At 68.0% G+C, this 24,562-nt stretch carries 22 protein-coding genes and 1 riboswitch; of the genes, 4 read left to right on the top strand and 18 right to left on the bottom strand.

Annotation, left to right across the window (positions count from 1 at the left end; genetic code table 11):
• The first annotated feature begins 33 nt into the window (after window positions 1-33).
• Complete coding sequence (locus VK92_RS19640) at window positions 34-747, top strand: riboflavin synthase (RefSeq protein WP_048022213.1); 714 nt, start codon at window positions 34-36, stop codon at window positions 745-747.
• 14 nt (window positions 748-761) lie between these two features.
• On the opposite strand, the gene VK92_RS19635 is transcribed toward VK92_RS19640, so the two are convergent.
• The 13 genes from VK92_RS19635 to VK92_RS19575 form a co-directional block, all read right to left on the bottom strand.
• The gene (locus VK92_RS19635; protein WP_048022211.1) at window positions 762-1,340 is read right to left on the bottom strand and encodes a hypothetical protein; all 579 of its coding nucleotides are present in this window, start codon (window positions 1,338-1,340) and stop codon (window positions 762-764) included.
• The gene (locus tag VK92_RS42535) at window positions 1,337-1,540 is read right to left on the bottom strand and encodes a hypothetical protein (protein ID WP_197092530.1); all 204 of its coding nucleotides are present in this window, start codon (window positions 1,538-1,540) and stop codon (window positions 1,337-1,339) included. The genes VK92_RS19635 and VK92_RS42535 overlap by 4 nt, the downstream gene beginning before the upstream one ends.
• 18 nt (window positions 1,541-1,558) lie before the next feature.
• Entirely contained in the window at window positions 1,559-2,800 is a 1,242-nt protein-coding gene (locus VK92_RS19625) for a voltage-gated chloride channel family protein (protein ID WP_048022206.1), read from the bottom strand.
• A 79-nt stretch (window positions 2,801-2,879) separates the two neighbouring features.
• A riboswitch (Fluoride riboswitch) is annotated at window positions 2,880-2,983 on the bottom strand.
• Window positions 2,984-3,075: 92 nt separating this feature from the next.
• Window positions 3,076-4,095, bottom strand: a complete 1,020-nt coding sequence (locus tag VK92_RS19620) for a chemotaxis response regulator protein-glutamate methylesterase (protein WP_048022204.1) — start codon at window positions 4,093-4,095, stop codon at window positions 3,076-3,078.
• Complete coding sequence (locus VK92_RS19615) at window positions 4,092-6,401, bottom strand: hybrid sensor histidine kinase/response regulator (protein ID WP_048022202.1); 2,310 nt, start codon at window positions 6,399-6,401, stop codon at window positions 4,092-4,094. Before VK92_RS19615 ends, VK92_RS19620 begins: the two co-directional genes overlap by 4 nt.
• The gene (locus VK92_RS19610; RefSeq protein ID WP_048022200.1) at window positions 6,398-7,114 is read right to left on the bottom strand and encodes a chemotaxis protein CheW; all 717 of its coding nucleotides are present in this window, start codon (window positions 7,112-7,114) and stop codon (window positions 6,398-6,400) included. The genes VK92_RS19615 and VK92_RS19610 overlap by 4 nt, the downstream gene beginning before the upstream one ends.
• Before the next feature lie 45 nt (window positions 7,115-7,159).
• The gene (locus tag VK92_RS19605) at window positions 7,160-8,581 is read right to left on the bottom strand and encodes a CheR family methyltransferase (protein ID WP_048022198.1); all 1,422 of its coding nucleotides are present in this window, start codon (window positions 8,579-8,581) and stop codon (window positions 7,160-7,162) included.
• Window positions 8,578-9,093 (bottom strand): chemotaxis protein CheW, encoded by a 516-nt coding sequence (locus VK92_RS19600; protein WP_048022196.1) that lies wholly within the window; start codon window positions 9,091-9,093, stop codon window positions 8,578-8,580. Before VK92_RS19600 ends, VK92_RS19605 begins: the two co-directional genes overlap by 4 nt.
• A complete protein-coding gene (locus VK92_RS19595) occupies window positions 9,090-10,766 on the bottom strand; it encodes a methyl-accepting chemotaxis protein (protein ID WP_042973283.1) in 1,677 nt (558 codons plus the stop codon). The genes VK92_RS19600 and VK92_RS19595 overlap by 4 nt, the downstream gene beginning before the upstream one ends.
• A gap of 122 nt (window positions 10,767-10,888) precedes the next feature.
• The gene (locus VK92_RS19590) at window positions 10,889-12,022 is read right to left on the bottom strand and encodes a hybrid sensor histidine kinase/response regulator (RefSeq protein WP_048022194.1); all 1,134 of its coding nucleotides are present in this window, start codon (window positions 12,020-12,022) and stop codon (window positions 10,889-10,891) included.
• A gap of 482 nt (window positions 12,023-12,504) precedes the next feature.
• Entirely contained in the window at window positions 12,505-14,088 is a 1,584-nt protein-coding gene (locus VK92_RS19585) for a Na+/H+ antiporter (RefSeq protein ID WP_021157285.1), read from the bottom strand.
• Between the two features lie 272 nt (window positions 14,089-14,360).
• Window positions 14,361-15,794: an aldehyde dehydrogenase family protein gene (locus VK92_RS19580; RefSeq protein ID WP_048022192.1), complete on the bottom strand. Its 1,434-nt coding sequence runs from the start codon at window positions 15,792-15,794 to the stop codon at window positions 14,361-14,363.
• Between the two features lie 28 nt (window positions 15,795-15,822).
• Entirely contained in the window at window positions 15,823-17,463 is a 1,641-nt protein-coding gene (locus VK92_RS19575) for an acetolactate synthase large subunit (RefSeq protein WP_048022190.1), read from the bottom strand.
• Between the two features lie 360 nt (window positions 17,464-17,823).
• Here VK92_RS19575 and VK92_RS19570 point away from each other — a divergent pair, with 360 nt between their 5' ends.
• Window positions 17,824-18,141: a type II toxin-antitoxin system RelE/ParE family toxin gene (locus VK92_RS19570; protein WP_021157289.1), complete on the top strand. Its 318-nt coding sequence runs from the start codon at window positions 17,824-17,826 to the stop codon at window positions 18,139-18,141.
• 3 nt (window positions 18,142-18,144) lie between these two features.
• A complete protein-coding gene (locus tag VK92_RS19565) occupies window positions 18,145-18,444 on the top strand; it encodes an addiction module antidote protein (RefSeq protein ID WP_021157290.1) in 300 nt (99 codons plus the stop codon).
• A 56-nt stretch (window positions 18,445-18,500) separates the two neighbouring features.
• On the opposite strand, the gene VK92_RS19560 is transcribed toward VK92_RS19565, so the two are convergent.
• The 5 genes from VK92_RS19560 to andAc form a co-directional block, all read right to left on the bottom strand.
• Entirely contained in the window at window positions 18,501-19,787 is a 1,287-nt protein-coding gene (locus VK92_RS19560; RefSeq protein WP_021157291.1) for a DUF445 domain-containing protein, read from the bottom strand.
• Between the two features lie 211 nt (window positions 19,788-19,998).
• Window positions 19,999-21,219, bottom strand: coding sequence for an anthranilate 1,2-dioxygenase system ferredoxin--NAD(+) reductase (andAa, locus tag VK92_RS19555; protein ID WP_048022188.1), 1,221 nt, complete (start codon window positions 21,217-21,219; stop codon window positions 19,999-20,001).
• Entirely contained in the window at window positions 21,209-21,535 is a 327-nt protein-coding gene (gene andAb / locus VK92_RS19550; protein ID WP_048022186.1) for an anthranilate 1,2-dioxygenase ferredoxin subunit AndAb, read from the bottom strand. The genes andAa and andAb overlap by 11 nt, the downstream gene beginning before the upstream one ends.
• A 20-nt stretch (window positions 21,536-21,555) precedes the next feature.
• Window positions 21,556-22,041, bottom strand: coding sequence for an anthranilate 1,2-dioxygenase small subunit AndAd (andAd, locus tag VK92_RS19545; protein WP_048022184.1), 486 nt, complete (start codon window positions 22,039-22,041; stop codon window positions 21,556-21,558).
• Window positions 22,042-22,058: 17 nt separating this feature from the next.
• Window positions 22,059-23,330: an anthranilate 1,2-dioxygenase large subunit AndAc gene (gene andAc / locus VK92_RS19540; RefSeq protein WP_048022287.1), complete on the bottom strand. Its 1,272-nt coding sequence runs from the start codon at window positions 23,328-23,330 to the stop codon at window positions 22,059-22,061.
• A 213-nt stretch (window positions 23,331-23,543) separates the two neighbouring features.
• Here andAc and andR point away from each other — a divergent pair, with 213 nt between their 5' ends.
• Entirely contained in the window at window positions 23,544-24,503 is a 960-nt protein-coding gene (andR, locus tag VK92_RS19535) for an anthranilate 1,2-dioxygenase regulatory protein AndR (protein WP_021157295.1), read from the top strand.
• Window positions 24,504-24,562: the final 59 nt, after the last annotated feature.

Raw genomic sequence — 24,562 nt, 5'->3', positions numbered from 1 at the left:
GTGGGCCAGCAAGTTTGCGACAAGGGATCGACCATGTTTACAGGAATTGTCCAGGGCGTTGCCACCATCAAGACCATCGCCGACCACGGGGAACTGAGAACCTTCAGCATCGAATTCCCGGAACGGTTTACCGACGACATCGAGATCGGCGCCAGCGTCTCGGTCGACGGCGTCTGCCTGACGGTGACGACCATCCATTCGCCGGAACTGATCGACTTCGACGTGATGCTGCCGAGCCTGAAAATCACCACGCTGGCCGACCTCACGACAGGCGCGCGGATCAACGTGGAGCGGGCCGCGAAGGACGGCGCGGAAATCGGCGGGCATCCGCTGTCCGGCCATGTCGACTTCACCGGGACCATCCGGCACATCGCATCGTCCGAACATAACCGGATGGTGCGCATCGGCGTGCCGGACGCATTCAAGCGGTACGTGTTCGCGAAGGGCTATATCGCGATCAACGGCTGCAGCCTGACGGTGTCCGACGTCAACCGCGACGAAGGCTGGTTCGACGTCTGGCTGATTCCCGAAACGCGACGCGCGACGACCTTCGATGCGAAAGGCGTCAACGACACGGTCAACATCGAGATCGAGCGCAGCACGCAGGTGGTCGTGGACACGATCCGGGAATCGGTCAAGGAAACGCTCGGCGAACTGAACGGTGTCGTCACGGCGTTGCTGGCCGAAAAGGGCATCGATATCGAGGAACTGCTGGCGCGCCATGTCGCGCGCCTGCCCAAGCCGTAACGGATGCCGGCGCGCTAGGTGATCCGCTGGATCACCGAGTACCGGCCGCCGTCGCAAAACACCTCGACCCACGGCTCCGCTTCCTCGAACGTCCAGAGGACGAGATCGAGATCGACCGGTTCGTCGTCGTCGGGCCAGTGCATGTTCCACCCGCCCGAGACGGCGACCACCCCGCCCGTGTAGAGCGGGCATTGCGCCATCCACTCACGCTCGTAGTCGTGTGCCGCGATACCCCTGAAGTTGCCGTTGAATCCCCAGTCGCGTTGCCAGCCGTGCGCGTCGAGATAGGCGTCGATCGCAGCTGAGCCGAAGCGGAACACCGCTTCGACCGGCGGGAGCGACGTCGCGTCGGATCGGCACAGCGGGCGTTCCGACCGCACGGGTTGCGCGGCGGGTTCCACGCGGCCCGATGTCCCGCCTTCGTCGAGATACACGTTCAGCCAGATGCCGTCCCGCTCGACGGAGACGCACGGCGCGCCTGCTTCAACGCCATGCCAGTAGCCGGTGACGGGTTCACCGCCACTCGCGAAGCGGTATTGACGGCATGGCCTGGCGAGGCGCCGCGCTTCGATCAGAAAGTCTTCCAGCGTCATTGAATGTCGTGCTCCCGGTTTCCGGCACCGCGGGTGCCGCATGGATGCGTCGGGCCGCCGCCCGCGACCGGACACGGATCGTGTTCACTCGACGGCATCGACGCCACGATAAAGCGTTCGATGTCGCCCGCCACGCAGTCGGGCGCGCCGTCGCTCGAGAACCGCCTGCAGTTCAGGCGCATGAAGGCGGGAAACCGCATCGCCTTGCCTCGCCCGTGTCATTCGGCTTCGGCCTGCGCGCCCTTGCCCACCGCCACGCGCTGCGCGCGATAGATCCCCGCGTGCCCCGAGAACAGATACGCAACGACACACGCGACGATCGCATACACGCCGATGTCCGCGCCGAACAGTTCGATCGCCATGATCGTCGACGCGATCGGCGTGTTGGCCGCGCCCGCGAACACCGCGACGAAGCCGAGCCCCGCGAGCACGGGCACCGGCAGCGCCAGCACCTGGCCGAGCGCGTTGCCGAGCGTCGCGCCGATGTAGAACAGCGGCGTCACTTCGCCGCCCTTGAACCCCGACGCGAGCGTGACAACGGTGAACGCGAACTTGCCTGCGAAGTCGCAGAGCGGCAACGGGCCGTGAAACGCGGCCTCGATCGTCGGGATGCCGAGGCCGAGATACTGCGGCACGTTCAACGCGGTCGCAGCCGCGGCGACCAGCAGGCCGCCGAGCACCGGCTGCAGCGGCGCATAACGGATGACGCGGCGGAACCACGCGGTCAGCGCATGCGTCGCGAACGCGAACAGCCGCCCGACCACGCCGAACGCCACGCCCGCGACGACCGTCACGGCCAGCCCCGTCGCCGACACGGCCGGCACGAACGGAATCGCATAGGCCGTGTGATGCACGCCCCACGCGCGACAGACGACGTCCGCGACGATCGCCGACGCGACACAGGTCAGCAGCGCGTCATACCGCACGCGCCCGATCGCCAGCACCTCGAGCCCGAACACGGCGCCCGCGAGCGGCGTGCCGAACACCGATGCGAAACCGGCCGCGATGCCGCCCATCAGCAGCACGCGGCGATGTTCGCGATCGAGACGGAACACGTGCGTGACGCGATCGGCGAGCGCGCCGCCCATCTGCACGGCCGTGCCCTCGCGGCCGGCCGAGCCGCCGAACAGGTGCGTGACGACGGTCGCGACGAGCACGAGCGGCGCCATCCGTTTCGGCACGAGCGCCTTCGGGTCGTGGATCTCGTCGATCAGCAGGTTGTTGCCGCGCGCGACGGACTGGCCGAAGCGATGGTAGATCCAGCCGGTCGCGAAACCGGCCGCCGGCAGCCCCCACAGCAGCCACGGATGCGCGACGCGCGTGCCGGTCGCCCAGTCGAGCGCGATCAGGAACAAGGCGGAAGCCGTGCCGGCCAGTGCGCCAAGCAGGGCCGAGAGCGCGAGCCAGCGGCACACGTAGCGCACGGTCGCGAGTAGATCGGCAGAAGTCGTGAAGAACATGATTTCCAGATTCGACGGAACATCAAAACCTGGGCGGCAGAATACCGCATGGACGGCCTGCGACCTCCTGACGACCCAGGAACACGCAGGCATCATCAGCCGGGCTTACCGGCGGTTGAGGGCCGCACCGTGCGCAACGCGCCGCGTACGACCGCAGGGAGGCATGCCATCTCCGCAGGCCGCCATTGTACGCGAGTACGCGACGCCCCGCGCCGCCCGCAATGCGGCCGACGGCGCAGCGGAACGGGACGGCGTCGCCGGCCCGTTGAACGCCGTCAGTCGCGCAGCGGACGCGTGATGCGCGAGATCAGCTGGGGCGCGATCCGTTCGAGCGGCAGGATCGCCGACGCCGCCCCGATCGCGGCAGCCGCCTTCGGCATTCCGTACACGGCGCTCGTCGCTTCGTCCTGCGCGATCGTGTGGCAGCCCTTCGCGCGCATCGCCTTCAGGCCGAGCGCGCCGTCGCGCCCCATGCCCGTCAGCAGCACGCCGAACGCTTCGCCCTGCCAGCCGTCGGCGACGCTGTTGAAGAACACGTCGATCGACGGCCGGTATGGTGTCTCGACCGGATGCCGCGTATAGCCGAGCACGCCGCGCGGCGACAGGTAAAGGTGATCGTTGGTCGCCGCGAGCAGCACCTCGCCGGCCTGCGGCACGCTGCCCTGCCGCGCGACGCGCACCGGCAGCCGCGTATAGCCGTCGAGCCACTCGGCCATCCCGAGCGCGAACGCCTGGTCGACATGCTGGATGATCACGATCGCCGCCGGAAAGTCGGCCGGCAGCGCGCGCAGCAGCGCGGTCAGCGCGGTCGGCCCGCCCGCCGATGCGCCGATCGCGACGAGCGTCGGCTGGCCGCGCTCGGGCGCGGGCCCCGGCGGCACGAGCGCCGCGGAACGGCTTTCGAGCAGCCGGCCGATCTGGTCGATCTTCGCGAGCAGCGCCTGCGGCGACGCATCGGCCGACAGCCCGAGCGCGAGCGTCGGCGTGTCGACCGCATCGAGCGCACCCGCGCCCATCGCCTCGTAGACCGACGACGTGTTCGCACTGACGCTCGCCGTCACGATCAGGATCGCGCAGGGCGCGCGCGCCATGATCCGGCGCGTCGCCGCGACACCGTCGACCTTCGGCATCACGAGATCCATCAGCACGAGATCGGGCGGATGCGCGACGCAGAAATCCACCGCCTCGTCGCCGTCGGTCGCGACCCACAGCACGCGATGGTCGGTGCGCAGCGCGATCACGCGGCGCAGCGCCTCCACGGCTAGCGGCAAGTCGTTGACGATGCCGATGTTCATCCTCGCGCGTCCCCGATCAGGTCGTGCACGGCGTCGAGCAGCGCCTCGTCGTGGAAGCTGCTCTTCGCGAGGTAGTAGTCGGCGCCCGCATCGAGCCCGCGACGGCGATCCTCGTCGCGATCCTTGTACGACACGATCATCACCGGCACACGCTTGAGCATCGGATCGCCCTTGATCAGCGTGACGAGCTCGATGCCGTCCATGCGCGGCATGTCGACGTCGGTGACGACGAGATCGAACGCATCGCTGCGCACCGCGTTCCAGCCCTCCATCCCGTCGACCGCGACCGTCACGTCGTAGCCGCGCTTCTCCAGCAGCTTGCGTTCGAGCTCGCGCACCGTCAGCGAATCGTCGACGACGAGCACGCGGCGCCGCCGGTCGGCCAGCGCCAGTTGCGGGTCGCGCGTGAGCCGCGCGAGCTGCCCGCCGCGCACGAGCTTGTCGACCGAGCGGATCAGGTCCTCGACGTCGACGATCAGCACCGGATCGCCGTTCTCGAGCAGCGCGCCGGCCGCGATGTTCTGGATCTTGTGCAGGCGGCTGTCGAGCGGCTGCACGACGAGCATGCGCTCGCCGAGGAAGCGGTCGACCGCGACGCCGTACAGCTCGGGCTCCCCGCCGACGACCACGACCGCCGTGCTCGTGCGCGCGACGTCGGGCTCACCCGCGTCGAGCAGCTGATGCGCGGCGACGAGGCCAGCGCGCCGGCCGTCGAACGGGAAATGCGGCTGCCCTTCGAGCACGTCGATATCGTCGTGCGAGAGTTCGAGCGTGCGGCGCACGTGCGCGAGCGGGAACGCATACGGCTCGCCGCCGACCTCGACGAGCAGGCTGCGGATCACCGACAGCGTGAGCGGCAGCTGCAGCACGAAACGCATGCCCGCGCCCGGCTCGTTGAAGATCCGCACCGCGCCACGCACGCCGCGCACCATCTCCTGCACCGCGTCGAGGCCGACGCCGCGGCCCGACACGTCGGTCACCGCATCGCGCATCGAGAAACCCGGCAGCAGCAGGAATTCGAGCAGTTCGGGATCGGACAGCCGCGCGGCCGTCTCGTCGTCGGTCAGGCGCTGGCGCACGACGGCCGCGCGCAGCGCGTCCATGTCGACGCCCGGGCCGTCGTCGATCACGCTGACCAGCAGCGAGCCGGCACTGTGGCGCGCCTCCAGCGTCACGCTCGCCTCGGCCGGCTTGCCGCGCGCGCGCCGCGCCTCCGGCGAATCGACGCCGTGGTCGATCGCGTTGCGCAGCAGGTGGCCGAGCGGCGCGTCGAGCAGGTCGAGGATGTCGCGGTCGACCTGCGTGCCCTCGCCGACGATCGAGAAACGCACCTGCTTGCCGAGCGAACGCGCGAGATCGCGGACGATGCGCGGATACGCACGCGTCGCGTCGCCGAACGGCCGCATCCGGCATTGCAGCGCCTCGTCGTACAGCTGCTCGGCGATATGCGTGCTGCGCCGCTCGAAGCGGTCGAATTCGTCCATGCGCTCGGCGAGCGAGCGCTGCAGGTCGTTCAGCATGTGCCGGACTTCGTTCATCGACGCGAGCATGCCCGCGTCGAGATCGTCGGCGAACTGTTCGTACATCAAATCGAGCGACCGGGCGGCGTCGCGCTGGGCGCGCTTCACGCGCAGCATCGATTCGGCGAACGGCTTGAGCCAGCGCGATTCGACCAGCGATTCGCCGGACAGGCTCAGCAGCCGGTTCAACGTATCCGCGCGCACGCGGCGCATCGCGCCGGCGCCGGCCACGCGGCCGGCCTGGACCGGATCGGGCACCGCGCCGGAGACCGCAAGCGGCGGCACCGCGGCACTCGCCCCGACGGGCTCGTTCGCGGCACCGTCGTGCTCGCGATACGGCACGACCGTCGGCGGCGCCTGCGGCGGGACGGCGCCCGACACCTGCATCGTCTGCGCGCCGTCGGCGCCCGTGAGCGCCGCCGCGAACACGTCGATCTCCGTCTGCGTCACCGGCTGCGCCTGCGGATCGCCGACGCGCACCAGCAAATCGACGCCCGCCAGCAGCACGTCGACGTGCGTGGCCGTCAGCGCGATCGTGCCGGCCTGCGCGGCGACGAAGCACTCCTCCATCCGCCCCGCGATGTCGACGCCGAGCGGCACGCCGACGATGCGCGCGGCCCCCTTCAGCGAATGCGCGGCGCGCATGCATGCCTCGAGCGCGACGGAATCGGGCTCACCCGACTCGAGCGCGAGCAGCCGCTCGGACAGCGCCTGGGTCTGCGTGCGCGTCTCCTCGCGATACAGCTCGAGCAGCGACAGGTGGCTCAGGTCGTCATCGCCGCTCATCGCATGCTCCGTGTGACTGCGTCGAACAGGCGGTCGTCGTCGAGCAGGCCCACCGACTTGCCGCGCCACGACAGCACGCCGCGCGACAGGCCGGCGCTCGCGCGCCCGACCGTGGCCGGCACGGGCACCCAGTCGGATGCGCCGAAACGCAACACACCCTCGACTTCGTCGACCGGAAACACGACCGGCTCGCCCTGGTGCGCGGCGACCAGCAGCCGCGTGAAGCGGCCGTCGTCGCTGCCCTTACCGCCCTTGCCGCCCTTGCCGACATCGAGTCCGAGCAGCGCGCCGATCGAGATCGCGATGCGCAGCGTGCCGCGGATGTTGACCACGCCGCGCACGGCCGAATTGCGGCGATGCGGCAGCGAATGGATCGGCCGCGTGCCGGCGATCTCGCGCAGCACGCCGATCGGCAGCGCGAGCCATTCGTCGGCCACGCGGAACGCCAGCGCCGCATGGCGCGTATCGGCGTCGGCGTCGCGCACGTGCGGCGCGCCGCGCGCGCTCATCCGGCGCGTGGCGTCGGCCATCTCCGCCCCGCCGAGCGGGCGCTCGAGCAGCTTCGCCGCGTGATACGCATACACCGGGCAGTTCAGGCAGCGCAGGCACTCGTTCAGCCGCTCGCACGTGCGGTCGCCGCGCGTGCCGATCCGGTTCCAGCAATCGTCGACGTCGATCGTCGTCTCGTCAAAGGCAGCGGCGGCGCGGTTCATGAATTCCTCTGGTCATCGCGGTGTCGGTCCCCAACCGTAGTCTTGTCAGCCGGCCGAGCGCCGTGCACGCTCGAGCAGCCATTGCGCGCCCGCACGATCGCCGCCGACGTCGAGCAGCGTCGCGAGATGGGTCAGCGCTTCGTGATGCGTGGGCCGCAGGTACAGCGCCTTCCTGTAGAAATCGCCGGCTTCCGATGCGCGTCCGCGCGCATCCGCGATCAGCCCGTTCAGGTAGAACGCATCGGCATGCGGCCCGACGCGCGCCGAGAACTGCGCGAGCACGCGCTCGGCCTCGTCGAACGCGCCGGCATTCGCCAGCGCCTGTGCGTCTTCCAGCGTCGGCGCGGGGCCTTCGGCCAGCGGCGCGCCCGTGGCAACGGGCGCAACCGGTTCGGCCGCCACTGCCGGCAGCTCGGCCCGTGCGTCGAACGCGGCCGCGGGCATGGCCGGCGGCGCCGCCGCGAACGGCTCGCGCGCGTCGCCGAGCCAGGCCGGCGGCGCGACCGCCAGCACCGGGCGTGTCGCCGCGGGCGGCGCGACCGTGAAGCGCTCCGCGCGCCGGTACGGCGCCGCCGCCACGGACAGCGGTGCCGCCGGCCGGGCCGCGTAGGCGTCGGGCGCCGCGCCGGCGGGCTCGCGATGAAACGCGAATGCCAGCGGCACGCGCGCCGAGCGCATCCCGTGCCGCATCGCGACCCCCGTCTCGGCCGGCCCGACGAACAGCACGCCGTCGTCGGCAAGACGCTCGCCGAGCGAGCGGATCACGCGATCCTGCGCGTCGCGATCGAAGTAGATCAGCACGTTGCGGCAGAACACGAAATCGTAGCGAAGGCCCGTGTCCGCCACCGGGTCGACGAGGTTCGCCTGGCTGAACTGCACACAGGCGCGCACGCGCTCGTCGAGCAGCCAGCCCTCGCGGGTCGGCGTGAAGTGCCGCGCGCGAAACTCCGTCGCGGTGCCGCGGAACGCGTTGCGCCCGTAACAGCCGAGGCGCGCCTGCTCGATCGCGCGCGGGCTGAGGTCGATCGCGTCGATCGTGAAACTGGCCGGGTCGAGCCCCGCGTCGAGCAGCGCCATCGCCGCCGAAAACGGTTCCTCGCCCGTCGAGCACGGCGCGCTCAGCACGCGGATCACGCGGCCGGGCAGCGCCGCGAGCCGGTCGGCCGCGAGCCGCGCGAGCGTCGCGAAGGCCTCGCGGTCGCGGAAGAACCAGGTCTCGGGCACGACGAACAGCTCGATCAGCGCACGCCGTTCGTCGGCCGATGCGTTGAGCTGCTGCCAGTAGGCGTCGAGCGCGTCCTGCGTCACGGGCGGCCGCGCCGCCGACGACAGGCGCTCGCCGTCCGCCTGCAGCGCGTGCACGCGCTCCGTCAGCGCGCGGGTCAGGAAATCGTTGCCGAGCGAATCGGGGTCGATGCCGGTCTCGCGCAGCAGCCAGCCGCGAAATCGCGATTCGGACTCTTTCATGCGGATTCTCCCCCGTGGCCCGGCAGGCCGTCGTCGAACAGATACAGGCGTGCAACGTCGTCGATCAGGTCGGCAACCGATACCTGCTGCACGACGCCGTCGGGCGTATTCGCGACGGGCCCGAGCCAGCGCGTGCGCGCGGTCGAGATGCCGCTCGCGCGAAACGCCGCGCGGTCGATCCGCATCGTCTGCGTCGCACGCTCGACGATCAGCCCGATCGTGCGCTCGCCGCCCGCCTCGTGCGCCCGGTAGCGGACCATCACGAGCCGCGTCGAGCGCAGCGCATGCGCGCGGCGCCCGAGCGCCAGCATCGGCACGTCGATCACCGGCACCGGCTGGCCGCCGCGCATCAGCAACCCGGCAATCCATTCGGGTGCGCCGGGCACGGCCTTCGTGACCGCGAGCGGCAGCACCTCGTCGATGCCGGCCGCGTCGAGCGCATAGCGTTCGCCGTCGAGCTCGAACATCAGGAACAGCGCATGCGCGCCGTTCTGCGTATCGGCGCGCGTCACGCGTCGACCTTGAAGCGCGACACGCTGGTGCGCAACTGGTTCGCGACGAGCGTCAGGTCGTCGATCGCCTGCGACGACTGGCGCAGCGACTCGGCCGTCTGCTGCGCGGCCTCCGACAGCTGCGACAGCGCCTGCGTGATCTGCTCCGCGCCGTTCGCCTGCGTCTGCATCCCTTCGTTGACCATCTGGAAGCGCGGCGAGAGCGTCTGCACCTCGGCGATGATCTGCGACAGCTGCCCGCCGACCTGCTGCACGTCGAGCATCCCCCGGCGCACTTCCTCGGAGAACTTGTCCATCCCCATCACGCCCGCCGATACCGCCGACTGGATTTCCTTCACCGTCTGCTCGATATCGTAGGTCGCGACCGCCGTCTGGTCGGCGAGGCGGCGGATCTCGGTCGCGACGACCGCGAAGCCGCGGCCGTATTCGCCGGCCTTCTCGGCCTCGATCGCGGCGTTCAGCGACAGCAGGTTGGTCTGGTCGGCCACCTTGGTGATGGTCGCGACCACCTGGTTGATGTTCAGCGCCTTCTCGTTGAGGATCGCGAGCTTCGCGTTCACCGAGCCGGCCGCGTCCATCACGCTGCGCATCGTCTCGCCCATTCGCGTGAGCCCGCTCTGGCTCACGCCCGCGAGTGTGGCCGACTGCTCCGCCACGCCGGCCACTTCGTTCATCGTGCGCACCAGGTCGCGCGACGTCGCGAAGATTTCGCGCGAGGTCGCGCCGATCTCGGTCGTCGTCGCCGCGGTTTCGTTCGCGGTCGCCTGCTGCTCGCGCGACGTCGCCGCGATCTCGGCGACCGACGTCGTCACCTGCAGCGACGACTGCTGCGCACGCGCGACGAGCTCGGTCAGTTCGTCGGCCATCCGGTTGAAGCCCGTCTCGAGCGTGCCGAATTCGTCGCGGCGGCGCAGGTCGAGGCGGCGCGTCAGGTTGCCGGTACGCATCACGTCGTGCACCTCGACAAGCCGCGCCATCGGGACGGTGACCGAACGGTACAGCATGTAGCCGAACCCGAGCGCGGACAGCAGCATGATCGCCAGTGCGGTCGCGAGCACGACCTCGGTGTCCTGCACGGATTCACGGATCAGCTTCGCCGACTGATCGGCGAACTTGCGGTTTTCCTGCACGAGAATATTCGCATTGCGCACGACCTCGGCCCATGCGGGCTGCACCTTCGAATACCCGGCGACCGCGTCGTCGTGCGATTGACGGTGCCGCTGCACCGCTTCGTTCAGCAGCGGCAGGTAGTGGTCGTAGGTGCCCCGGAAGGTCGCGAAGCGCTGCCGGTCGTCGTCGCGGAATATCGAGTTCTGGTACTCGACCGACAACGAATCGATGTCCTTCGCCACTTCGGCGATCTTCGCGAGATCGCGCTGGACGCTTTCGGGATCGGTCTCGACGAACGTCGCCTGCTGCAGCAGCATGAATGATTCATTCACTGCGCCGCGCAGCGACGACGCGAGGTAGACGCCGGGCAGCGAATCGCGCTCGATGCTGACGGCTTCGCTGTTGATTGCACGCAAGCGCTCGTAGGACACGCCGGCTGTCACCAGCATCAGCACGAACAGCACGCCGAAGCTGAGCAGGATGCGATTGCCGAGCGTCAGCCGGGCAGCGCCGATCGTCGGATGCAGGCTTTCATTGGTCGCGCGGGGCGTCACGGTGGCCATGTTCGTTATGGGCTTTCTATATCAGCGTTGAAAAAATCCGCGCCCGCCTGCGCGCCGGACGGCGCGCCACGAGCGCATCAGGGCTTGCGGGCAGCGCGGCGCCGGCAGGCCGCGCCGTGACATCACCGCTCCGCTTGCGCCGGCAGCCGAAGCGCGACCATGAAGCCGCGCGCCGTATTGCGCATCAGGATCTGGCCGCGATGCCGCGCCGCCGTCGCGCGGACGAACGCGAGCCCGAGGCCGAAGCCGCCGCGCGCCGCGCCATGCGCGGACTCGAGCTGCACGAACGACTCGGTCGCGGCCGTGCGCTGCTCCGGCGCGATTCCCGCACCGGTATCCTCGACGCCGATCAGCCATGCGTCGTCCTCGCCGCTCAGCGTGCAGTGCACGTCCGTGCCGGCCGGGCCGTACTTCAGCCCGTTGTCGATCAGGTTCGCGACCGCGCGCGTCAGCATCATGCGGTCGCCCATCGTCACGCACTCGGTATCGGGCACGTGCGCGATGACCCGGCTGCCGAGCCCGGCCGCCTTCTCCCACAGCTGGTCGACGGCGTCGAGCACGATCTCGTTGAGGCTCACGACCTCATGCGCGCGGCGCTCGGACCGCGCGCGGGTCAGGTGAATGAAGCCGTCGGCAAGCGCGAGCGCGCGCCGCGCATGGCCGGCAATGCGTTCCATGATCGCCGGCATCTCGCCGTGCTCGGCGCGGTAGACGTCGAGCAGCGCGAGGATCGACGTCTGCGGCGAACGCATGTCGTGCGACAGGAAATCGAGCGCCTCGTCGCGCTGCCGGGACATCAGGTACGAATTCGAGTGATAGCGGATCCGTGCGGCCAGTTCCATCGCGTCGGGGAGCTTCACCAGATAGTCGTTCGCGCCGGCGATGAACGCCTCGCGCTTGACGATCGGCTCCTCCTTCGCGGACAGCACGATGATCGGCACGCGAGCCGTGCCGGCGTCCGCGCGCCACGCGCGGACGAGATCGAGGCCGTCGATCTCCGGCATCACGAGATCCTGCAGGATGACCGTCGGCTTCACGTCGCGCGCGACCGCCATCGCCCGGTGCGCGTCGGTGCACACGTGCAGGTCGATGTCGTGTTCGCTGCGCAGCGCGCGGCGGATCACCTCGCCGACGAACGGTTGATCGTCGACGAGAAGGACCGATAACCCCGATTCAAGACAATCCGAGGCATTATCAACGCTCGATTCTTTCATAAATACAGTTTCAAACGCCGATTCTCCAATCGATTCTTTCATAGGAGTTGTTTATCAGACTTGGACGCTATCTTAATTAGGCGGTTGAAAAAACCGCCCGATTCCGCCGATTTGGCCTGTCGGCATTGGCCTTGCAGGGATCCGGACGCCGATTTCTCCCCGTTGGCGGCCGCATTACCTCCGCATCCTTTCTCTCAATAAACATAACCGGCTGATTCTAAATGAAATTAGAACACAGCATCTATCTCCTTCCGGTTTAGTTTTGCCAAATATGCAGAAAGAGACGGAATCAGTAAAATCAGATCATTTCCGGATTCGAAAGACGATAACGTTTGCGAGACCGGCGCCATAAGGTTTGCATGCGCTGCAAGGCCGGTTGTCCGTCACATTTGGGGCCGGGTTGGAATGCGCCCAATCGGCGGGCGTGAGGAAGAAAAAAAGCGCGCTGGGCAACGATCTGCCCATGCGCGCTTCCGGTCGCCGGCAACGGCCGCCGGATGACGGGATGACGGCGCCGTGCAGCCCTATCCGCGTGCGTGTTGCGCGGACACTTCCTGCAGGTCGAGATCGCGTTCGAGCGCGTGCAGCATTTCGTCGTGGATGCGGCCCGAACGGTGCAGGCGCAACAATTCGGCGCGCCCGGCCCTGATCGCGGCCAGCACGACATCGTAGTGCGCGGTGCGCACTTCCGCCGGGTACGCCGGCTCGTCCTTCGCCCGCTCGGTCAACTCCGCGCGATACGTGTACTGCTCGAGCAGGCGCGGATGGATCACGACCCCGTTCTCGTCGCGCACGAGCGGCTGGATCGCCGCGAGTTGCGCGGCCTCGACGTACGCCCACGTCTGCGGCTCGGTCAGGTGGTGCGCCGCGCGTTCTTCGCGCTGCGGCAGGCGCAGCAGCCGGATCAGCGGCCCGATCGTCGTGCCCTGCAGCAGCACGGTGACGAGGATCACCGCGAACGACGCGACCAGGATCACGTCGCGACCGGGCATCGCCTCGGGCAACGACAGCGCGATTGCCAGCGTGACGACGCCGCGCATCCCGGCCCAGCTCATGATCGTCGCGGCCTTCCAGTCCGGCGCCTCGCCGCGCCGCGCGATCCCCCGCACCGGCCACTTCAGCGCCTCGACCGCATAGATCCACACGAAGCGCGACACGATCACCGCCGCCAGCACCGCGAACATCGGCGGCACCATCGTCGCGAGCACCTGCTCGAAGCCGCCGAGCCGGTGGATCGCACCGCGCAGCGACAGCCCGATCAACACGAACACCATCGCTTCGAGCAGGAACACGATGACCTGCCAGAACGCGGTGCCGCGCGTGCGCACGGCCGCCGAGAACACCTCGTGCTGATGCCAGCCGACGATCATGCCGGCCGTGACGGTGGCGATCACGCCGGATACCTCGACCATTTCGCCCGCGATATAGGCGATCCAGCCGGTGATCACCGCGACGGTGATCACGAGATAGTCGTCGTCGAGCTGCTTCAGGAACCACACGACGAGCTTGCCGACCACGAAGCCGATCGCCACGCCGCCGAGCCCGAGCTCCGCGAAGCGCACGACCGCGTGCTCGAGGCTGAACGCGCCGGTGAGCGCGGCCGCAACCGCGAAGCGGAACAGCACGAGGCCGGCCGCATCGTTCAGCAGGCTCTCGCCTTCGAGCAGCACCATCAGCCGGCGCGGCAGCGCGACGCGTTCGAGCACGGCCTTCGCGGCAACGGCGTCGGGCGGCGACACGATCGCGCCGAGCGCGAAGCACGCGGCCCACGGCAGCGACGGCGCCACCCAGTGCACAGCGAAGCCGACCGCGAACGTCGTGAACACGACCGCGCCGATCGCCAGCAGCAGGATGCCGCCGACGTTGCGCTTGAACTCCTCCCACACCGAGAAGTACGCGCCGTCCATCAGCAGCGGCGGCAGGAACACCAGCAGCACCAGTTCGGGATCGAGATCGATCGGCGGCAGGCCGGGGATGAACGCGATGCCGATGCCGCCGATCAGCAGCGCGGCCGCAGGCGGCAGCCGCAGCCGCTTGGCGAGGCATTCGAGCGCGACGATCGCGAGAAATGACAACAAAACCAGCTTGAATGCCGAGACGGGAGACATGAATCGACCTCGTGAAGAATGAATTCGCGCTTTCCGGCGTCGTACCCCGGTCGGCAGTTTCGCGCGATTACATCACGAGGCGAGTCCCGTAGTCGAGCGTGTTCCGGCAGCCCGCCACGCGACGCGGGCACGATCCGGACACGATCCGGGCGCGATGCGAGCCCGGCGGGGCCCGGCGCCGGCCCGCTGCGCGCGACGCCATGAAAAACGGCACGCGGGCCGGCCTTGCGCCCGCCCGCGTGCCGTCGCGGCACCGCGCATCCCGCCCCGCGTTACCGGCGCCGCACGACCATCAGCCGCGGCTCGGTCATGTCCTCGATCGCGTAGCGGATCCCTTCGCGGCCGAGGCCCGAATCCTTCACGCCGCCGTACGGCATGTTGTCGACGCGGAACGACGGCACGTCGTTGATCACGACGCCGCCGACTTCCAGCTCGTCCCACGCGCGCTGCGCATGCGTGAGCGAATCGGTGAACACGCCGGCCTGCAGCCCGAAGTCGCTGTCGTTCACGCGGGCGAGCGCATCGTCGAACCGGTCGAACTTCTCGAGGATCGCGACGGGGCCGAACGCCTCCTTCCGGTACAGGTCCTGCTCATGCCCGACGTTTTCCAGCAGCGTCGCTTCGAACATCGCGCCGTCGACCTTGCCGCCCGCGACGATCTTCGCGCCCGCCGCGACGGCCGCGTCCATCCATCCCGACAGCCGGCGCGATTCGGATTCGGAAATCATCGGCCCGACGAACGTCGACGGATCCTTCGGATCGCCCATCTTCAGCGAACGCGTCTTTGCGATCAGCTTCTCGCGCAGCGCGTCGTACAGATCGGCATGGACGAGGATCCGCTGCACGCCGATGCAGCTCTGGCCCGACTGGTAGTACGCGCCGAACGCGAGGCGCTCGACCACGTAGTCGAGCCGGTCGCGTTGATCCGCGTCGACGATCGCGGCCGCGTTGCCGCCGAGCTCCAGCACGACTTTCTTCTTGCCGGCCTTTTCCTTCAGCGCCCAGCCGACGGCCGGCGACCCCGTGAACGACAACAGCTTGAAACGCTCGTCGGTCGTGAACAGGTCGGCGCCGTCGCGATGCGCGGGCAGCACCGAGAATGCGCCCTTCGGCAAGTCGGTTTCGGCGAGTACCTCGCCGATGATCAGCGCGCCGATCGGCGTGCGGCTCGCAGGCTTCAGCACGAACGGACAGCCGGCCGCGAGCGCGGGCGCGACCTTGTGCGCGGCGAGGTTCAGCGGGAAGTTGAACGGCGAGATGAACGAGCACGGGCCGACCGGCACGCGCTTCGTGTAGCCCGTATAGCCCTGCGCGCGCGCGGAGATCTCGAGGTTGATGATCTCGCCGTCGATGCGCACCGACTCCTCGGACGCCACGCGGAACGTGTCGATCAGCCGCGTCACTTCGCCCTTCGAATCGTTGATCGGCTTGCCGGCCTCGATGCACAGCGCCTCGGCCAGCTCGTCGAAGCGCTCGCGAAACCGCGCGACGCAATGATCGAGCACGGCCTGCCGCTTGTAGGCCGGCATCTCGCGCATCGGCTTCGCGGCATCGACGGCCGCGGCGATCGCCGCATCGATCGCCTTCGCGTCGGCCAGCGCGACGCGCGTGGCGACCTTGCCGCTGAACTTGTCGGTCACCTCCAGATCGGTGTTCGCGTAGACGGCTTCGTTGGCGAGGTAGTACGGATAGGTTTCCTTCAACATGGAACGACTCCTTCCTGTGAACGGGAATTCAAAGTTGCGCCGACAGGCGCTTGATCTCGCGGTTCAGCACGCGCTCGTTGTCGGAATAGTCGATCGGCACGTCGATCACGTGCACGCCCGACGTCGAGAAACACTCGCGCAGCAGCGGCTCGAGATCGTCGGCCGATTCGACGCGGTGCCCGTGCGCGCCGTAGCTTCGCGCATACGACACGAAATCGGGGTTCTGCAGCGTCATCGCGAAATCGGGGAAATTCATGTTCTCCTGCTTCCAGCGGATCATCCCGAAGGCGTCGTCGCGCAGGATCATCACGACGATGTCGAGCTTCAGGCGCACCGCCGTTTCGAGCTCCTGAGAATTCATCATGAAGCCGCCGTCGCCGCACACGGCGATCACCTTGCGCTGCGGGTGCACGATCTTCGTCGCGATTGCCGACGGCAGGCCGGCGCCCATCGACGCGAGCGCGTTGTCGAGCAGCAGGGAATTCGGCTCGTGCGCGCGCCAGTAGCGCGCGAACCAGATCTTGTACATCCCGTTGTCGAGACAGACGATGCCGTCGACCGGCAGCGCGTTGTAAAGATCGTTGACGATCCGCACCGGGTACATCGGGAAGCGCGGATCGTGCTGGCCCTTCTCCAGGTGGGCGTCGAAATGCGCCTTGATCATCGTGAAGCGCGAGAAATCCCAGTGCGGCTGCGGTGCGAGCGCCTCCTTCATCTGCCACACCGCGTTCGCGATGTCGCCGACCACCTCGATCTGCGGGAAGTAGACGGGATCGACCTGCGCGCCGAGGAAGTTCACGTGGATCACGGTCTTGTCGTCGGTACGCATGAAGAACGGCGGCTTCTCGATCACGTCGTGGCCGACGTTGATGATGCAGTCCGCATGCTCGATCGCGCGGTGGACGAAATCGCCGTCGGACAGCGTCGCGTTGCCGAGCCACAGCGGGTGCGTCTCGTCGATCACGCCCTTGCCCATCTGCGTCGTGAAGAACGGGATGCCCGTCTTGTCGACGAATTCGAGCAGCATCTTGCAGGTGGTCTTGCGGTTGCCGCCCGCACCGATCATCAGCAGCGGATGGCGCGCGGCCTGGATCGCGTCGACCGCATGCGCGATCGCCTTTTCCTCCGCCACCGGCCGCCGGCTGTAGCTGCGCGGGATCGGCTTGCCGTCGCCCTCCTCGTGCGCGATGTCTTCCGGCAGCTCGAGGTGCGCGGCGCCCGGACGCTCCTCCTCCGCGCGGCGGAACGCCTCGCGCACGGCCGACGGGATGTTGCCGATCGACACGATCTGCCGCGTGAACTTCGTGAGCGGCTGCATCATGTCGACCACGTCGACGATCTGGAAGTGGCCCTGCTTGCTGGACTTGATCGGCTTCTGCCCGGTGATCATCAGCATCGGCATCCCGCCGAGCTGCGCATACGCGGCGGCCGTCACGAAGTTCGTCGCGCCGGGCCCGAGCGTGGCGATACACACGCCGGTACGGCCCGTCAGGCGGCCATAGGTGGCGGCCATGAACCCTGCCGCCTGCTCGTGCCGGGTCAGCACGAGCTTGATCTTCGATCGCCGCAGCGATTCGAGCAGATCGAGGTTTTCTTCGCCGGGAATGCCGAACACGTACTCGACGCCTTCGGCTTCCAGCGCCTTCACGAACAGATCCGATGCTTTCATGGGGGACTCTCGGTTGATGCCGCCTGCCCGGCCTACGGACACGCAGCGTTCAGAACGCGCGCCGGCCTACGGCACGCGGACGCTTTACCTACTGGACACAAACCACGGCACTGCCCGCCGCGCAACGAGCGATGCGCGGCGGCGCCTCCGGATAGCGGAGGACAAACGGATCCGCCCGCGCGCGGCAAGCGCGCACGGGCGGCAAAGACGTGATTGATTGTAGACGGATTCGCAGAACTCCGACTTCGGCCGAATGGCCATTTGGCACGCAAACGAAGCGGGCAGCCCTAATGTAGCGGCTACCGAATAGCCCGATCCAACCCGACCCATCTGTGAACCATGGTTGACATACCGCAATCAATGCCCTACAGTGCGCCTACGTTCAGCATCCGGACCACCGACGTCTTCGACGCATGGTTTGCCGGCCTGCGGGATCGCGTCGCGAAGCGCCGCATCCAGGCACGCATCGACCGCCTGTCGATGGGCAATCCGGGCGACTGGAAATCCGCGGGCTCGCCGGTCGTCGAAATGCGGATCGACCACGGCCCCGGTTATCGCGTCTACTACGTCCGGCGCGGAACGATCTGGGTCATCCTGCTCTGCGGCGGCGATAAATCGACGCAACAGGCCGACATACGCGCCGCGCACGCGATGCTCGCGCACCTCGACATGGAGTAATCGATGGACAAGATCAGCACCCGGCCGTGGGATTCGGCCGACCATCTGAAGACCGAAGACGACATGGCCGACTACTTCGAAGCGTGCCTGCAGGAAGCCGGCGACGATCCGGCCTTCATCGCGCACGCGCTCGGCGTGATCGCACGCGCACGCGGCATGTCGCAGGTCGCGCGCGACGCGGGCCTGTCGCGCGAAGGGCTGTACAAGGCGCTGTCGCACGACGGCAACCCGAGCTTCGGCACCATCCTGAAGGTCATCAAGGCGCTCGGCCTGCAACTGCACGGCGCAAAAGCGCACGCATGACGCGCGGGCGCGGCCCGTCGCTCCCTCCGCGCCCTCCCGCGATATCCGTGGCCGCGTCAATGCGGCCAGCCGGCTGCCCAGCGCGGCACCAGCGACACGAGATACAACCCGAGCCCGATCAGCCCGCCGACCAGCGTGCCGTTGATGCGGATGTATTGCAGGTCCTTGCCGATGTTCAGCTCGATCTGCCGCGACATCTCGCGCGCATCCCAGTTGCGCACCGTGTCGCGGATATGGCGCATCAGGAAATCCGCGAAATCCGGCGCCATCTCGTGCACCGCCTTCTCGACATGCTCGTTCAGCGACGCGCGCAATGCCGGACTCTCCGCCAGCCGCGCACCGAGCCAGCCGCCGAGCGTCGCGGCCTGCCGGTGCAGCGCCGAATCGGGGCGCGCGAGATCGGCCTTCAGCCACGCGCGCAACTGATCCCACAAGTCGCGGACATACTCGTTGAACGCGGCGCCGTCGCGAACGTAACGCCTGATCTCCTCGCCCTTCGCGATGAACGCGGGATCGTGCTTCAACCGCTCGGTCAGCCGCACGACCGTCCGGTCGAAGCGCTGCCGCAGTTCGTGCTCGGGGTCCGCCGCCACGCCCTCCAGCACGCGGCTCACCGCGCTCGCGAGCATCCGCGCGCCGTTCTCGCCGAACCACTGCGTCGGCATGATCTTCTCGACCTTCGGGTACTGCGTCTTCAGCCATTCGACGATGAAGCCCGCGATCACCTCGCGGTTTTCTTCCTTGTCGAGCACGTCGACCACCTGTTCGATCGCGTCGTCGAGCAGCACCTGGTGGCGGCCGTCCTTCGTCAGCGTGTCGAGGATCGCGCCGGCCGATTGCGACAGGTCGACCCGGTCGATCACCGCGCGAAACGCATCGTGGACGAACGACTGGATCCGCGCGTCGTCGGTCATGTCGAGCGCGAAACTCATCAGCTTCGTCACGTAGCCGCCGAGCGCGTCAGTGTTTGCCGGTTCGCCGAGCCAAGCGCCGAGTTTCTGCGCGGGATCGTGCTGGCGGATCTGCGCGGCGAGCGCGTCGGGGCCGAGGAACTTCTCGCGCACGAACACCGCGAGGTTGTCGGCGATCTTGTCCTTGTTCTTCGGAATGATCTCGGTATGACGCGACACGAACGGGATCGGCACACGGCGGAACAGGGCGACGACCGCGAACCAGTCGGCGAGCGCGCCGACCATCGCGGCTTCGGCCACGGCCTTGAAGCCGTCGACCCACGGGCCACGCGGCAGCAGGATCGTCGTGACGAACACCGCGACGGCGGCCAGCAGCAGCCACAGCGCGCGGCGCTTGCTGCGTTTCAGTTCGAGGGCTTTGTCTGGCGTCATGGCGGCAGGCGAATCGGCGATGCCGCTAATATCCCCGATTTCGCACCGGCCGACAAACGCGCGGCATGAAACGCGACGGCCCCGCGCGACCGCCACCGGGCAAAACGTCACCCGCCGCGTCGTGCAATCGTCCGGCAAGCGCGCGGCTGGCGACGTCGTCGCCGACGCCATCCGTCCACCGCGCCCGCCATACTCGCCGCGCCTGCCGCCGTTACAGGAACGTCTTCAAATTCACCGCAGGATCGGCGAGCTTCACCGGATCGGGCACCGCCCCGGCCGCGATCAGCCGGCGCGATGCGCCGATGTCGCGCCCCTGGTTCGCCGCGGCCACCGCGACGATCCTGCCGTCGTCCCCCAGCCCGAACACCGTGAACGGCCCGTCCGCCGGATCGCCGCGCACGACGATCGTGCGTTCGCTGCCGAACAACCCGAGCATCTGCAGGTTGCAGTCGTACTGATCGGACCACAACCACGGCAGCTCGGCATAGGTTTCGTCGGCGCCGAGCAGGTTCGCCGCCGCGACGGCCGGCTGGTTCTCGGCCACCTGCCACGATTCGATCCGCACGTGACGCCCGAGCAACGGATTGAAGTGCATCGTCACCTCGCCCGCCGCGAAGATCGCGGGATCGACCGTACGGCAGCCCGCGTCGACGCGAATCCCGTTGTCGACATCGAGCCCCGCTGCCTGCGCGAGCTCGACATTCGGCACCACCCCGATGCCGACCACGACGAGATCGGCCGGCACGTCGCCACGATCGGTCTCGACGATCGCGCCGCCGCCCGGCGCGCGACGGATCGCGCGCGGCAGCGTCGCCATCCGGAAGACCACGCCGCGCGCGTCGTGCAGCCGATGCGCATACGCGCCGACGACTTCCGGCAACGCGCGCTGCAGCAGGCGCGGCGCCGGATCGATCACCGTCACGTCGCAACCGAGCTGGCGCGCCGCCGCCGCGACCTCGAGGCCGATGAAACCGCCCCCGAGCACCGCCACGCGGCGCCCCGGCGCGAGCTGCGCGCGCAACGCACGCGCATCGTCGACCGTGCGGACGTAATGCGGCGCGACGCCTTCGTCGATCTCCCCGCCAAACGTGCGCACCCGCGAGCCCGTCGCCAGCACGAGCCGCGCATAAGGCAGCGTCGTGCCGTCGTCGAGCCGCACGCGCAATGCGTCGCGCTCGATCGCGTCGACGCGCGTGCCGAGCCGCAGCTCGATGCGCTGCGCGTCGTACCACGCGGCATCGCGCACGAACGCACGCTGCTCGCCGCCCTCGCTCAGCAGCGCATCCTTCGACAGCGCGGGCCGGTCGTACGGCAGCTCGCGTTCCGCGCCGATCATCACGATGCGCGCCGCGGCGTCGCGTTCGCGCAGCGCTTCGGCCGTGCGCCGCGCCGCATGGCCGGCGCCGACGATCACGAACGGATCAGCCGACATTGACTTCCACCTGCCCGTCGACGATCCGGATCGGATAGGTACGCACCGGCTCCGTGATGGGCGCGCATTTCGGCGCGCCCGTGCGAATGTCGATCAGCCCCTGGTGCAGCGGGCATTCGACGCAGCCGTCCTCCACATAACCCTCGGACAGCCGCGCATGGCCGTGCGTGCAGAGATCGTGCATCGCGAACAGTTCGTCGCCGATCCGGAACACGGCGACCGGCTTCTGGCCGGCGACGCGCGCCGCCGGTTCGTCTTCGGAGAATTCGTCGAAAGCGCCGAGCGGATGCCACTCGGCGAGCGTTGCTTCAGTCATGACTGTTCCTTGCTTCCGTATCAGATCGGGGTCGCGAGCAGCGTCTGCACGCGCGACGTGTCGTAGATCACCCGCTTGGTCTTGTAGCGCAGCCCGTCCGGCGTGCGCACGACCGTGTCGTAGTACTTGCCGGCCTGGTACACGTTCGACTCGCCGTTGCTGCGCGTCTGCACGACGACGTAGTTGCTCTCGGTGTCGATCTCGCCGTCACGTTGCGCGACGATCGTCAGGCCCGACGTCATGTGCCGGTACGTATGCTCTTCGTAGATGTTCGCGTGCCGCAGCGACACCACGCGGTCGCGCAGCATCCGCTGGTTCGTGCAGTGGACGATCCCGACCGGCAGCCCGAGGTCGGCGTTCTCCTTCGGCACGATTTCGTACGTGCAGTCCTCGGTGAACATCGTCGGCCACTCCTCGAGCCGGTTGTTGTCGAGATGCCCGATATAGCGGTTCTGGAGCATGTAAATCTCGAACCACGTCTTCATGTCTTCCGTCAGGTTTTCCATCGTTCCGCGCTCCCGCTTCAATAGCCCATCAGCTTCTGGTAGCCGACCCAGAACTTGCGGATCAGGCTTTCGGTGATCACCGTGTCCTGCTGGTCCGGATTGCCGCGCGACATCTCGATCACCGACGTCGCGTCGCCGTCGCGCACCGTGCCGCGCTGCACGAGCTCGGTCGCCTCCGTGTCCTCCATCGAGATATAGCCGGCCGGCCCGACGAGGTTCGCCTGCTTGATGCGCAGCGCGCGCAGCTCGGGCGTATCGTCCGCGTAGCCGAAGAAGTGGAAGATCAGCTCGAAGTTGTCGGGGCCCTTCGGCAGGATCTGGCGTGCGACCAGCGTGTTGTGGATCTGCTGGATCACGAGCTGCGGGAAGATCGGCTGGATATGGTTCGTGCAGTCCTCGTCGTATTCCGACACGAGATCGAGAATCGATTCGTCTTCCAGATGGAAGCCCTCGTCGAACGAGCGAATGTTCTGCTGCTTGTACGCGGCCGACGTATCGTCGCCCGTCTTCGTCACCGTGATGATGCTGTGCAGCCCGTGGTTCGCATCCGGAATCGAGCGCGCCTTCATCCCGACGCGGAAGATGTTGAAGGTCGTATGGAACAGGTGCAGCATGCTCGCGTGATACGGGTCCTTCACGTTCTCCATGTACAGCTTCCAGTTCGACTTCGAATACTGGCGCGTGCAGCCGAGATACTCGATCGGCTTGTGGAAGATCCGGTCGATCCACGGGCGCATCTGCTCGCCGAGGTAGTCGGGCAGCGGCATCACGTCGTCGCTGAAGGTGGCGAACACGAGCCCGCGATAGCTGTCGACACGCAGCTTGCGCAGCCCGTGCTGCTTCGGATCGAAGTCGGCCGGCATCCCGGACATCCCCTTCTGGCCGCGCCGGAACGGCACGCCCAGCAGGTTGCCCGCGTTGTCGAAGCTCCACTGGTGATACACGCACGTATGCGAGCTCGCGTTGCCGCGCGACTTGCGGCACACCTGCGCGCCACGGTGCGCGCAGCGGTTCACCCACGCGGAAAGCGCGCCGTCCTCCGTGCGCGTGACGACCACCGGCGTATCGCCGACGAACGTGCTCTTGAAATCGCCGGCGTTCGGGATTTCCGCTTCCAGCGCGACGAAGTTCCACGTCGGGCCGCGAAAGATGCGTTCCTGCTCGCGTTCGTAGACGGCCTGCGAGCTGAACACCTTGTACGGCACGCGCGAGCCGTCGTCGTGCGGAAAGCTCACGTCGGACGCGTTGTCGCGCGCGGCGAACACGACGGGCGATTCTGTCTGCTCCATGTCGGACTCCTTGTGGTTCCGTTTCATTAACAAGATGGAGTCCATTTTTGAAAGGCTAATATTCGCCGTCTATCCGGAAAGTGCGATTGCGGCGGCGCAATATCCACTTTCGGCGGATTTCTGAGCTAGCATGACGGCACACACGACCCTGCGCACGATCGCGACCCATTCATCGGATCGAAGCGCGCGTCGCTCATACAAAGGCTGAGGCCCATGTCCCCAACGTCGTTCGAGCCGCTCGCGCTGCGCGCGCACCGGCTGTTCGAATCCCGCGATCTCGACGAGACGCGCGAGCGGATCTCGCGCGTGATGCAGCCGCATGCGCTGCTGCCGACCGGCCGCACGCACGGCGCGTCGCACATGGATTTCGTCAGGCTCGGCGGGCTCGGGATCGGCACGATCGCATTCGGCGACGCGATGCGCGTGCAGGTCGACGCGGTCGACGGCTACTACCTGCTGATGTTCTGCCTGTCCGGCCAGGCCGAGGTGCGCGCGATGGGGCGGCAGCTCGGCGTCGACGGCCAGACCGGCGTGCTGTGCGCGCCCGGCGAGCGCTTCGACGCGGTGCTGTCGGCCGATTGCGAGCAATTCGTGCTGCGCATCGACGCGGCGACGGTCGGCTCGCTGACGGGCGACCCGCGCGCGACGCTCGACCCGGTGCTGCACGTCAGCGACGCCGCGCTCGCCGCGTGGCGCCAGCAACTGATGCTCGTCGCACGCTCGCCCGAGCTGCTCGAGCGCGCGAACGCGAACCCGCGCGTCGCGTCGCAGCTCGAGCACCTGCTGATCGACCTGCTGATCGAAGGCCACCCGCCGTCCGTGCTGCACGCCTCGCACCGCGACCCGGCGCCGGGCTTCGTGCGGCGCGCACAGGAGTTCGTGAACGCGCACTACGCGCAGCCGCTGCAACTCGCCGATATCGTCCAGGCCGCCAACGTGCCGGAACGGACGCTGCGCGACGCGTTCCTGCAGTTCCGGGGAATGAGCCCGATGCAGTACCTGCGCGCGACGCGGCTCGACCATGCGCGCGAGCTGCTGCGCGGCGCGGCGTCCGACCGGCGGATCGCCGATGTCGCGCTCGATTGCGGGTTTACACACCTTGGCCGGTTCGCGATCGCGTATCGGGAAAAGTTTGGTGAATCGCCGTCGGAAACGCTCGACGTGAAGCGATAGCGGCGCGTTCGCTGGTGCGGCCGGTAGCTTGTGGCTTGTGGCTTGTGGCTTGTGGCTTG

The organism is Burkholderia sp. LK4, assembly GCF_001043615.1.
Lineage (GTDB): Bacteria > Pseudomonadota > Gammaproteobacteria > Burkholderiales > Burkholderiaceae > Burkholderia > Burkholderia cepacia.
The sequence above is the reverse complement of the archived record's forward strand: the minus strand, read 5'-3'. Positions and strand labels throughout refer to the sequence as shown.

What these genes read in the sequence shown, in the direction of transcription:
- VK92_RS19605 (WP_048022198.1), bottom strand. Translation starts at nt 8,581, where the DNA reads ATGAAAGAGTCCGAATCGCGATTTCGCGGCTGGCTGCTGCGCGAGACC.
- VK92_RS19585 (WP_021157285.1), bottom strand. Translation starts at nt 14,088, where the DNA reads ATGTCTCCCGTCTCGGCATTCAAGCTGGTTTTGTTGTCATTTCTCGCG.
- VK92_RS19565 (WP_021157290.1), top strand. Translation starts at nt 18,145, where the DNA reads ATGGACAAGATCAGCACCCGGCCGTGGGATTCGGCCGACCATCTGAAG.
- VK92_RS19595 (WP_042973283.1), bottom strand. Translation starts at nt 10,766, where the DNA reads ATGGCCACCGTGACGCCCCGCGCGACCAATGAAAGCCTGCATCCGACG.
- VK92_RS19640 (WP_048022213.1), top strand. Translation starts at nt 34, where the DNA reads ATGTTTACAGGAATTGTCCAGGGCGTTGCCACCATCAAGACCATCGCC.
- VK92_RS19570 (WP_021157289.1), top strand. Translation starts at nt 17,824, where the DNA reads ATGCCCTACAGTGCGCCTACGTTCAGCATCCGGACCACCGACGTCTTC.
- VK92_RS19620 (WP_048022204.1), bottom strand. Translation starts at nt 4,095, where the DNA reads ATGAACATCGGCATCGTCAACGACTTGCCGCTAGCCGTGGAGGCGCTG.
- VK92_RS19580 (WP_048022192.1), bottom strand. Translation starts at nt 15,794, where the DNA reads ATGTTGAAGGAAACCTATCCGTACTACCTCGCCAACGAAGCCGTCTAC.
- VK92_RS19625 (WP_048022206.1), bottom strand. Translation starts at nt 2,800, where the DNA reads ATGTTCTTCACGACTTCTGCCGATCTACTCGCGACCGTGCGCTACGTG.
- VK92_RS19635 (WP_048022211.1), bottom strand. Translation starts at nt 1,340, where the DNA reads ATGACGCTGGAAGACTTTCTGATCGAAGCGCGGCGCCTCGCCAGGCCA.
- andAa (WP_048022188.1), bottom strand. Translation starts at nt 21,219, where the DNA reads ATGTCGGCTGATCCGTTCGTGATCGTCGGCGCCGGCCATGCGGCGCGG.
- andAb (WP_048022186.1), bottom strand. Translation starts at nt 21,535, where the DNA reads ATGACTGAAGCAACGCTCGCCGAGTGGCATCCGCTCGGCGCTTTCGAC.
- andR (WP_021157295.1), top strand. Translation starts at nt 23,544, where the DNA reads ATGTCCCCAACGTCGTTCGAGCCGCTCGCGCTGCGCGCGCACCGGCTG.
- VK92_RS19560 (WP_021157291.1), bottom strand. Translation starts at nt 19,787, where the DNA reads ATGACGCCAGACAAAGCCCTCGAACTGAAACGCAGCAAGCGCCGCGCG.
- VK92_RS19575 (WP_048022190.1), bottom strand. Translation starts at nt 17,463, where the DNA reads ATGAAAGCATCGGATCTGTTCGTGAAGGCGCTGGAAGCCGAAGGCGTC.
- VK92_RS19590 (WP_048022194.1), bottom strand. Translation starts at nt 12,022, where the DNA reads ATGAAAGAATCGATTGGAGAATCGGCGTTTGAAACTGTATTTATGAAA.
- andAc (WP_048022287.1), bottom strand. Translation starts at nt 23,330, where the DNA reads ATGGAGCAGACAGAATCGCCCGTCGTGTTCGCCGCGCGCGACAACGCG.
- andAd (WP_048022184.1), bottom strand. Translation starts at nt 22,041, where the DNA reads ATGGAAAACCTGACGGAAGACATGAAGACGTGGTTCGAGATTTACATG.
- VK92_RS19615 (WP_048022202.1), bottom strand. Translation starts at nt 6,401, where the DNA reads ATGAGCGGCGATGACGACCTGAGCCACCTGTCGCTGCTCGAGCTGTAT.
- VK92_RS42535 (WP_197092530.1), bottom strand. Translation starts at nt 1,540, where the DNA reads ATGCGGTTTCCCGCCTTCATGCGCCTGAACTGCAGGCGGTTCTCGAGC.
- VK92_RS19610 (WP_048022200.1), bottom strand. Translation starts at nt 7,114, where the DNA reads ATGAACCGCGCCGCCGCTGCCTTTGACGAGACGACGATCGACGTCGAC.